The 9,976-nt window shown below is 36.7% G+C and carries 7 protein-coding genes and 1 pseudogene; 3 read left to right on the top strand and 5 right to left on the bottom strand.

All coding sequences use genetic code 11. The annotated features are described in order from the left end of the window. Positions 1-437 precede the first annotated feature (437 nt). From ORQ98_RS27865 to ORQ98_RS27875, 3 genes are all read right to left on the bottom strand, one after another. Positions 438-1,148 carry a substrate-binding periplasmic protein gene (locus ORQ98_RS27865; RefSeq protein WP_274692107.1) on the bottom strand — a complete coding sequence of 237 codons (711 nt, stop codon included), beginning with the start codon at positions 1,146-1,148 and terminating at the stop codon, positions 438-440. Between the two features lie 79 nt (positions 1,149-1,227). Continuing rightward, the gene (locus ORQ98_RS27870; protein WP_274692108.1) at positions 1,228-2,019 is read right to left on the bottom strand and encodes a type 2 periplasmic-binding domain-containing protein; all 792 of its coding nucleotides are present in this window, start codon (positions 2,017-2,019) and stop codon (positions 1,228-1,230) included. 720 nt (positions 2,020-2,739) lie between these two features. Next, a complete protein-coding gene (locus ORQ98_RS27875; protein ID WP_274692109.1) occupies positions 2,740-3,705 on the bottom strand; it encodes an IS30 family transposase in 966 nt (321 codons plus the stop codon). 1,263 nt (positions 3,706-4,968) lie between these two features. On the opposite strand from ORQ98_RS27875, the gene ORQ98_RS27880 reads away from it, so the two are divergent. Together ORQ98_RS27880 and ORQ98_RS27885 are read left to right on the top strand one after the other, a co-directional pair. After that, complete coding sequence (locus ORQ98_RS27880; protein WP_274692110.1) at positions 4,969-5,415, top strand: hypothetical protein; 447 nt, start codon at positions 4,969-4,971, stop codon at positions 5,413-5,415. Positions 5,416-5,535: 120 nt separating this feature from the next. Next, positions 5,536-6,960, top strand: a complete 1,425-nt coding sequence (locus tag ORQ98_RS27885) for a sigma-54-dependent transcriptional regulator (RefSeq protein WP_274692111.1) — start codon at positions 5,536-5,538, stop codon at positions 6,958-6,960. A gap of 139 nt (positions 6,961-7,099) precedes the next feature. On the opposite strand, the gene ORQ98_RS27890 is transcribed toward ORQ98_RS27885, so the two are convergent. Continuing rightward, complete coding sequence (locus tag ORQ98_RS27890; RefSeq protein ID WP_274692112.1) at positions 7,100-8,422, bottom strand: OprD family outer membrane porin; 1,323 nt, start codon at positions 8,420-8,422, stop codon at positions 7,100-7,102. A 362-nt stretch (positions 8,423-8,784) separates the two neighbouring features. Here ORQ98_RS27890 and ORQ98_RS29745 point away from each other — a divergent pair. Beyond that, a pseudogene (locus tag ORQ98_RS29745) lies at positions 8,785-8,856 on the top strand (IS200/IS605 family transposase); the annotation flags it as partial. A 528-nt stretch (positions 8,857-9,384) separates the two neighbouring features. On the opposite strand, the gene ORQ98_RS27900 reads toward ORQ98_RS29745, so the two are convergent. Continuing rightward, positions 9,385-9,976 (bottom strand): IS3 family transposase (locus ORQ98_RS27900; RefSeq protein ID WP_274692113.1); only part of this gene is annotated, 592 nt, incomplete at its 5' end.

Genomic DNA, 9,976 nt, shown 5'->3' on the forward strand with positions numbered 1-9,976 from the left:
GAATAAGAAAAATAACATTAAAAGCTTGTGCTCCAGGGGCTGGGCTGTTTTAACAAGCTAATAAACAGGATTGGTATTACTCTGAATATGCTGAGCCGGCACAAACTGAATTAATGGAAATTGCATCCCTGGATGAACAAGCTATTCACTCGATTCCGAAGTTATTGATATAAAAAGCCACCCTCTTTAGGGTGGGGAAGATGTTAAATCTGTAGAATATTATGAGATAGGTGTTGGTGTTGGTGTTGGTTTTGGTTTTGGTTTAGCCATACTAACTGTCCTTTATTAACTTTTTAAGCATAAGTTAAGTATCAATTTAGAAGACTAAGTTTATAGCCTCACTATCAAGTATAGTATTTGGATTATCACATAATTTTTACTCACTACTTATATACACAAATTGTGTTATAAATTGCATCTGGAAGATTGCAAGTTGATTATTTATAGCTGTTTGTTATTTTTTGTTGAGTTCCATCACTAATTATTTTATCAAGCTCTTTTTGTAAGGAAGCAATTGTTTCATCTGATACTAATTTATTGCAGGCTAGTCCCATTTTTAGAGCAAAGATATCAATCACTTTTTCGATAGATTCACCACCGTCAACCATTGCATGATAACGTGACTCTGCCATTGCCACCATATCAACACGTTTGGACTTTAGTTTTTTTAGTGATTTATTAACATCGCCTGCAGCACTTAGCTTAGGAAAACCTGCTTTTTTTAAAAAGTCACCACCAACATCTTGATTTTGAATACCTATTTTATATTGTTTAGCCTCTTCTAAGGTGGTCACGCTGAGGCTAGAGCCTTTAACTTTGACTAAAATTGACTTGTTGAGTGATAGTGGCTCCACCCATTTGAAGAGGTTGGCACGTTGGGGGGTGTTTGAGGTGGTGAATACGCAGTGGTTGGCTTCTGTTTCAGCATTTTTGTAAGCCCTAGCCCAGGGGTAGACCTTCATATCATAGTCAATATTTGCTCGCTTTAAGATCAACTCCACTTGCTCGGTTGCGATGCCTTTGATCTTACCATTTTTATCTGTAAAACTTAGTGGTGCATACTCTTCTGTGTTGATCATGAGCTTTCCAGCATGTAAGCTAGATGCAAAAGTAACAATGACGAAAAAAAGTGTTTTTATTAACTTCATGGCATACTACTCCGCGCACTAGTTGAATGAGAACTTATGTCCTTTTTGGACTGAGTAAAAGCACTTTATATAATATAGGTTAATGTTCAATAAATGCTTTCCTCATAATATTGGCAACAGATCCACTTTTTTTTAGTTTATATAGCTCAATATCAAAATTTTTCATAAATTTTTTATGAAAAGGGTATTTGCCTTGCTCAATAGCTATTTGAGAGTAGCCGATATAGACAGGGTCTAGGCCGATAACAGGACCTTTTACTAGGCTACTATATCGAATGCCGATATCAAACTGCCTAGATTTAACTAAACTAGAATAAACAGCGTCAAAGGAAGACTCTTCTGCCAAAAAGCAGTCAGCTCGACCTAGGCCCGTCATTAGAATAATATTTTCGATGCCTCTTACTTCTCCATACTTAATTTTTCCTTTTTCTATGAACTGCCTAAATTTTTCCCCTCCCCAGCCATCAAACCCAACGACATTATTAATACGTAAGCCAACATAGTTATTTGGCCATACTTTTCTATCTTTAGGTCTTATGTGCTCCTGACAGACGGGTAATATTTTCTCTTCATAAAAATGTAGTGAATAAGGGTATAAGTAGGGCCAGTCGTGGCCATGGAAAAATACTGGTGCTAGGCCAAATCCCTTACCTTTTGCCATGATTTGTTTGCCCCGTTGCCAGGCAATAGGCACCATAGTTACCTTAAAGTCAATCATGTTGTTGAAAACAGCTTTTAGTACTTCAATATAGACACCTTCAGCTTGCTTTTTATGCTCGTAAGAATAAGGCTTATAGCTATCATCTACATGAATGGTAACGTGTGTTTTTTCTCCAAAAGTATGTAGCCAAGGGAGGAGAGTGAACAACAAAATAAAATTAAATTTACTTAGTAGAAAGTTACACACTTTTTGTTGTTATAGCATTGCTGTTAGCTGATATTTTGTATAAAAGTTAGTTTAGTCTTTGCTGTTGTCAACCCTTTTGAATAATGACTTTAAACATAGGTTGTAGTCAGTTGTTAGGGGGGCTTTACATAAGATAGCTGTTATACTCACTAACTATAGGTCAAAAATTTAAAGGTAGTATTTGTTGATTGCAAGGGTGACTTATATTTGTGGATAATTAAAGGGGTTTGGTTTTTACTCATTTCGCTAGCAAATTTCAATATTTTGCTAAGCGCCTCAATATTTGCGATTGAATTATTCCACTATTTTAACTTTGGTGAGTGGATTAGCGTATTGAGCTCTAGTTTATACCAAGAGGTTTTCATAACTTATGATCTTCCCGATGTGCGTCTTGTATGGTTAAGTTCATTATTAGGTATTATTTTTCATGTAATAGCTTATTTGTATCGATATTTACTAAAATTTTAACAAAAGCATGAAGCTATAGATTGCTTATTGTATAGAGGATTTATAGTCTATCATGTACAAACTCATTGATAAACTGCAAACACTTGTTTGATATTTCACAAAATGTCATTGTTATCATTACATCAGTCGATCTGAATAATATTTGATCTATTTTGGCTTTGGCATAAATCATATGGCGGATTCAACTAATAAGTGCAACTCCGCCTTTTAAATTCCCTACTGATGCGATGTCCTGGCAAGAGATCGGTTCATCATCTCTTCAGGTGTTTTATATCCAAGTGTTTTACGGGGGCTACTGTTAAACTTATAAACCACCGCGTCAATTTGTTCTTGGGTAATATTTTTTAAATTAGTATTCTTCGGAAAATATTGCCTTAGTAAACCGTTAGTATTCTCGTTTACACCCCGCTCCCATGAGTGGTAAGGATGAGCAAAATACACTTTGGTCTGTAGCTGTTTAGCTATTTCTTCATGGAACGCAAACTCTTTTCCATTATCTGCTGTTATCGTATGTACACGTTCTTTAAATGGCATTAACAGGTCAATTGCCGCTTTTGTTACAACAGTTGCTTGCTTACTTTCTACTTGAGCAACTAGTGTGTAAAGTGTTTTTCTTTCAACAAGAGTAACCAATACCCCCTGATGCCCTTTACCGATCACGGTGTCAATTTCCCAGTCACCCACACGGGTTTTAGCATCCACTATTGCTGGTCTTTCATCAATACTTGTCCGGTTTTTGATTTGGCCTCGACTATTTTTACTATGGCAACGTTTGGTGTATTTTTTACCTTGACGTCTCAACAGATCTCCACCCTGTGCCTTCTTGTCCCATATATGCAGATAAATCCTCTCATGGCTCAACTGTAGATTATGCTCATCCAATAGCCAACCTGATACTTGCTCCGGGCTCCACTCTTCGCGAATTTTTGTTTCAATTAAATGGATAAGCTCTGGTGTCATTTTAACTGCTTTAAAAGCCATCTGACGGCGTTCCATTGCTTTTTCATGGGCTTGTTTGGGGCGATAACCTCGTAAGCCTTTGTTACGATTTATCTCTCTGGAAATACTACTTTTACTGCGTCCTAGTTGTTCAGCGATGGCTGAGCGGCTAAAACCTGCTGCCAAATAAGCTGAAATTTGATATCGTTCTTCTAGGGTTATCTGCTTGTAAGTCTCGGCCATTAGCAACTCCAATCTTGGCGGAAAAGAGAAGCGGCCTAGTATAGCAGATAGCCCCTCTCATCCTCGATGTTGTTGAGTTGCACTTATTAGTTGAATCCGCGTATGTTTTATGTCATCATTAGAACAACTAATCATAATTAAAGCTTCACTATTAAGTTTCAGGTGAGTCATTGTACTTATAATGACTCCTTGTTCTGCTATTCTTATAGTTTTGAATTTTATATAGCCATCATTTTTTTTATTAGTCCTGGCCAAGATACATCTTTGCAGTATAAAAAAGGTAGATTATAAATAATTCTTTTTTTCATAACGTAACTCCTTATAAAAATTAATGCTAATTATAGTTTTTTGAGTAAAGTTATATAAAATAATTATTTTTATGCATGATATTAATCAGTTAATACTGTTTTTGTCATTTGTATTTCCATTTGTTTATCGAAGTGGGAGTGTTATTTATATTATAGTTTACTGTTTTATGCTGCAGCTAGAGGTAGGTGATAAAAAGCAAGGTCTACATGGTAGAATCTTTATTAATTAAACGCAGATGTTTTTTGAGTCACATTTTGAATAGCCATCCTTTTACACAAATTGTGTACATTCGACTTGCAAACTAGTGTAGTTGAGTCTACGCAAAATGCAGTATCTAAACTAGAACACCAGAACTCATTAGGTAATATTGTGACTTTAAAGTCATCATAAAATAAATACACAGTCAGTGGTAATTAATAAGTTATTTTGTTGAGTTTTAGGCGAATACTGTTCACTCTCTATTATGCTGGAGATTTTACATGATAGAGTTAAAATTGCTGGATATGAGTTAAAACTAATAGATAAGATGATTTTATGTCGCGGATTCAATTTACTTAGTGGCTAAAAGCAAGCGTTGAGTATTTAACTCTTATTGAAAGTTAAAACTATAACTAATATGAATGTTTTTTAGGTGCGGCCATCGAATGACGAGGTCTCATGAGCCTATAAATCATTCGTGAAGGGTATATTTTAGCCAAGACTTGTTGAGTTGTTTATTAGGGGTAGTCTTGGTGATTTTAAAAAAGGCCCTTAAAAAGGGCCTCGTACAATGCCATGAATCATCTAGTAACTAATTAGTTACTGTTTATAGTAATAACGTTATTTTACGATAAATGCAAGCAGCCATATTATCCTTATACACAGTGAGTGTACAGGGATTGGCCGGAAGTCTAACTGCTAGAGTGCTTAATAGATTTGGTGTTTTATTTTAGTTTAGTTATATAAGGAGCTATTATGACTGTTATACCCTTGAGGAGGCGGGAAGCAACAGTTAATGATTATGAATGGAGTACAGTAAAAGAAAAATATGTGCTTACCTTTGATAATCGATCTATCCCTGGTGTTATTGCAGAGTCACCTGAAGAAGGAGTTAGGTTGTATAATGCTTATATTCAAGAGCTAGACTCTATTTATAGCCACCAGCAACGAATAGTGGAGTTAATTAAGGTGGTATATCAGCAATGTACCCAGGATGCGGTTGGTAATTTAAGCTCTTCTGTGTATGCAAACGTTATACTTCATTCTGTGGATAAAGAAAGATATCAACTAAAAAGAAAACTAATTGCTAAACTTAATAGCACAGAAATGAAAATATTCCTTGATTTAGCTTGTAATACACAACTTATTTATCAAACGTTAAGTTACCAAGAGATAAAAGCATTAGCATCAATGTATTGTTAGAGTAATGATTTATAGCTAGTTGGACCATATTAGCTTTGGAGGGTAAAATACATCAGGGTGGTTCGGTTCTCCTTGATATATGTATAATAGGGAATAACTATTAAAAGTGGGGTTAACCTTGTGTCGGTAGGTAAAGTGCTATTAGTAGATGATGACCATGAAATATGCCAAATGTTGAGTGTTTTACTAGGAGCGCATGGATATGAGACTGTAGAAGTTTATGATGGACATACAGCATTAAATTTTATTCAGCATAATTGGCTGGATGCAGTGCTTGTCGATGTACAAATACCCAATATGTCAGGCATTGAACTACTTAAGCAGGTGCTTTACGAAAAACCCGATCTTCCTGTTATTATGATGACTGGTTATGCGGGTGTTGCTGATGCAGTAGCAGTAATGAAGGCTGGAGCAATAGATTATATTGTTAAGCCTTTTAGGCATGAGCATGTTATTCGAGCTATTCGGTGTGCATTGCAAGTTTGTAGGCTGGGCTGTCCGTTGGAAGGAGGGCTTCAGGTAGAGTCAGAGTTACATAAAAGGATGGGGCCTAGCCAAACTATTTCACATTTAGCTGCTGATGTTCGTCGTGTTGCTCATACTGACTTTACTGTGGTATTGCAAGGAGAAACAGGAACAGGAAAAAGCTTACTAGCTAAAGTGATCCATGAGGCAAGCCCACGAGCGAAACAGCCGTTTGTGGTCATGGATTGTGGAGCTATTCCTGAAACTTTACTAGAAAGTGAATTATTTGGCTATGAAAAAGGTGCATTTACTGGGGCCAATAGATACAAAGCAGGTCAGTTTAAATTAGCCCAGCAGGGGACGTTGTTTTTAGATGAGATTGGCAATATGTCGTTGGCATTTCAAATGAAGCTTCTTTGTGTATTACAAGAGAAAACTATTTTGCCTTTAGGAGGGAACAAAAGACTGCCTGTAGATGTGAGGCTATTGGTTGCTTCCAATCAGGATTTAAGTAGAGCCGTTGCTGAAGGTACATTTAGAGAAGATTTGTACTATCGACTTAATGAGTTTTCTATTTATTTACCCGCTTTAAGAGGGCGTTCGAAAGATATTTTATATTTAGCTGAAAACTTTAGAATAGAGTCTAATAAAGATACTAATAAAACAGTATCAGGGTTTTCCAAAGGTGCGGAGAACTTATTAAAGAACTATAGTTGGCCTGGAAATGTTCGGCAATTGAGAATGGCAGTGCGTCGCGCAATATTATTATCTGATGAAGTAATTACTGAGGAACATATTCAGTTACACTCTTTAAATAGTAAAAAGGGGGAGGTAGAGATAATTAGTCTTTCTGGTCAATATGAGGATTTTTCTTTAAAGGATATTATAAGAAAAAATACGGAGTCTGTTGAACGTAAAGTCTTAACAGAAGTATTGGAGTTGACTCAGGGAAATAAAGCCAAAGCAGCCAGGTTACTTCAGGTGGACTATAAAACTATTCATACTAAGTTGAAAAAATATGGCATTTCACACCCTTGCTGTGCTGTCACTGAGAATAAAACTATATCTGATATTTTTTAGTCGATATTACTGTGATTAAAGACAAATACCAGCTCGTCGTGTCTTTGAGTAGAGTAGTGCAAAAAGTTAGCACGCCTGGAGCAAATCGATCTAATCCCATCGTGTCAATTATTAACTGCTGGAAGCCTGTTCATCTAGGCTAAAAAATACTAAAAGTATAGTCTAAGTAGACTTGGTTTCCATCTATGTCTTCGTTACCTAGGCTTCTTGAGGATCTATGGGTAAAGTTAACCCATTTAAACTTGAGTCCTGCTAAGGGGGGTGATTGAAATTCATAAACAGTGGTCATAGCTCTACCCCACTCATTTGCTGCGCGATGAACTAATTTTATGCCATTATTATTTCTATCGAGGCCAAATCCTTTTCTATAGCTCGCATCAAGAGATAGACCCGGTATGCCTACTTTAGCAAAATTATATTCAAAGCCAATTAATGTGGCTTTTTCGTCTTTATATGCATAGTCTGACCAGAAGGGAATGACGGAATTATAACCCCCATAGCCGCTGTTTGCATCCCAGTCGTATAGGAAGTCACCATCTTTTGTAAATTGATAGGCTGCTTTTAAGGTGAGCTGATCAATAGTTAGTCGACTTTGGAAAGAAGTGTTCTTTGCTTTATAGCCATCAGCATTGGTTGTGCCTATGTTGCTTTGTATTGTAACAAACACATGGCCATTTTCGTTGACTTGATGATGAATTCCCTCTAGATAGAGTTGAGTGCTTTCAGTTAAGTTGAGGGAATAGTAGACTTTATACTGCTGTCCTTTTAAATAGCTATTAGACTCTCCTATGTCATATTCAAAGCCAAGACCATTATCAAGCTCATAAGCAAGCCCATAGTTTTGAATGTAGTTAATATCTTTATTACCAGCTTTAAAGTGTTCAAAATGTCCCATGTTTCGCCAAGATCCTTGGGTAAGATAGGTGCCATATAGTGTTAGGTCATGGATATTAATGTTTGCTGTTGTACCGTATACAGAACTTGGTATGGCGCGAGAGTTTGAGCCTTGAATCAAGTTATTATCGTGCCGCATTCGACCGTGTTTTAAGTTAAAGTTTAAATGGTCATCACCAAATTTTAGTTTGACATAAGCCTGACCAAGTAGACTTATGTCATTAGTTTCACCGTAAAGAGTGATGCTGTCCTCGGTATATTTACTACTCTTATCTACAGGTAAGTGCGTGAAATTACTACCATTGGAGTCTAGCTCCCAAGCACTATAATAGGAAGCATCGAATCCAATTATGTCTGCAAAGTAGTCTGAGTTGAAGTTGACTTGCAAACCTTGAACCCACTCTCTATTATCATATTCATCCTGATCACGACCATCTCGGTTAAAGTAAACGTTGCGAAGTAGTACATTTAATTTGCTGTGATTAGTTAAATTTTCACCTGCATAAACATCAAATGAAAATAAAGCTAAAATAGTTGGATATAACGCAGTGCATTTAAATGGCCGCATAATTTTTGTTTGTCCCTGTTTATGGCTTGGTTAATGGTCACTTTTATTTATAATAATCCTTATATTTACTTATTTATCATTCAGTTGGGTGTTTGCCAAATTAGTTATGATAGTAATTACACAAGTTGTGTTTTTTTTACTAAAAATTGTGAATGAATGAGTAGCTAAAGGCGTAAAAAGGTGAATATGGAGCAGTAATGCCTTATACTAAGGAATATTAGGAGGGAGTGATCTCTAGGGCAATCGCACATAAATTTAAACAGAGAAAATTAATTAACTAAGCTGGGGGACTCAAATAGGTTTTACCGTTACAGGGGTAAAGGTACCTTCTGAGCTCGACAAAACGTAAGCAGGAATAACCTATGAGAGAGTACAAGAGTTTGTCTCATACTCGATGGGATTGTAAATATCATGTTGTTTTTATTCCCAAGAGGTCGCTTAATTCAAACCACCGAGAGTACTAGGCTGCAGGAGGAAATTCCTAGGTGAAATAAAAAGAGTAGGTAAAAAAATTCCGTGCTTTATAAAACCCGGCCAGGTGCCGATGTCGCTTGGTTTTCTTGGAAAGAAAAAAATAATCCAGCGATTTTTTAGCTTATAAAAAACTTATCATAATTTCACACTAAGGACCACGAAGCTCACCACCTGCCAGGAAAGCAACATAAGCTCGTACTTGCACTTTATTCCACTTACTGTGTGGTTTTTCCGTGAGCTTATAGTCAAATACTCTAGTCTTTTAGTTAGTAAATAGGCTTTAATAGAGGTTTTGAGCCCATTCCCCCAGAAATTTCACTCTGCTGGAGTCACATGCTAACTACGACCTAGCTAGTAACAGAAAATTTTTGCTTAATGGCTGGAGGTATCAACTTTAGCATTGCCGTTTCGTACTATATCCATCTACTAGTTGTAGGTTTTCAAACGACAGAAGGTGGTGTAGTGGTCCAGTAAAACCCAACAATTTTTTAAGAGGCTTTTTTCAATTGATGAGCTCTCTCAAACTCCATCGGTGTTTGATAGTTTAAAGCTGAATGTTTACGTTCGCTATTATAGTATGTAATGTAGTCCCAGATAGCTTGGCGTGCTTCATGCTTCGTTTGAAAGCGGAAGCGGTGTAACCACTCTGATTTAAGTGTTCGAAATACTCTTTCTGTAGGAGAGTTATCCCAGCAATTGCCTTTTCTGCTCATACTTTGGGTCATATTGTAGCGCTTAAGTTGGTTACGATACTCTTCACTAGCATACTGGCTACCTCTATCTGAGTGATGGATGATTCCATGTGCTGGCAGCCTGCGTTGCCATGCCATAGTCAATGCATCCAAACACAACTGTGTACGCATATGGTCTTGTACAGACCAGCCAATAATTTGCCGAGAATATAGGTCAACTACGATAGCTAAATATAGCCATCCTTGGTTGGTCCAAACATAGGTGATATCTGTCGTCCAGACCTTATTTGCAGCACTCACGTTAAACTGCCTATCAAGAATATTATCAGCAATAGGCTGTTCGTGTTTACTGTCAGTAGTGATTTTATATTTGGCTTTGATTTTTACT

The sequence above is a fragment of the Spartinivicinus poritis genome (assembly GCF_028858535.1).
In the GTDB taxonomy this organism is placed as follows: Bacteria; Pseudomonadota; Gammaproteobacteria; order Pseudomonadales; family Zooshikellaceae; genus Spartinivicinus; species Spartinivicinus poritis.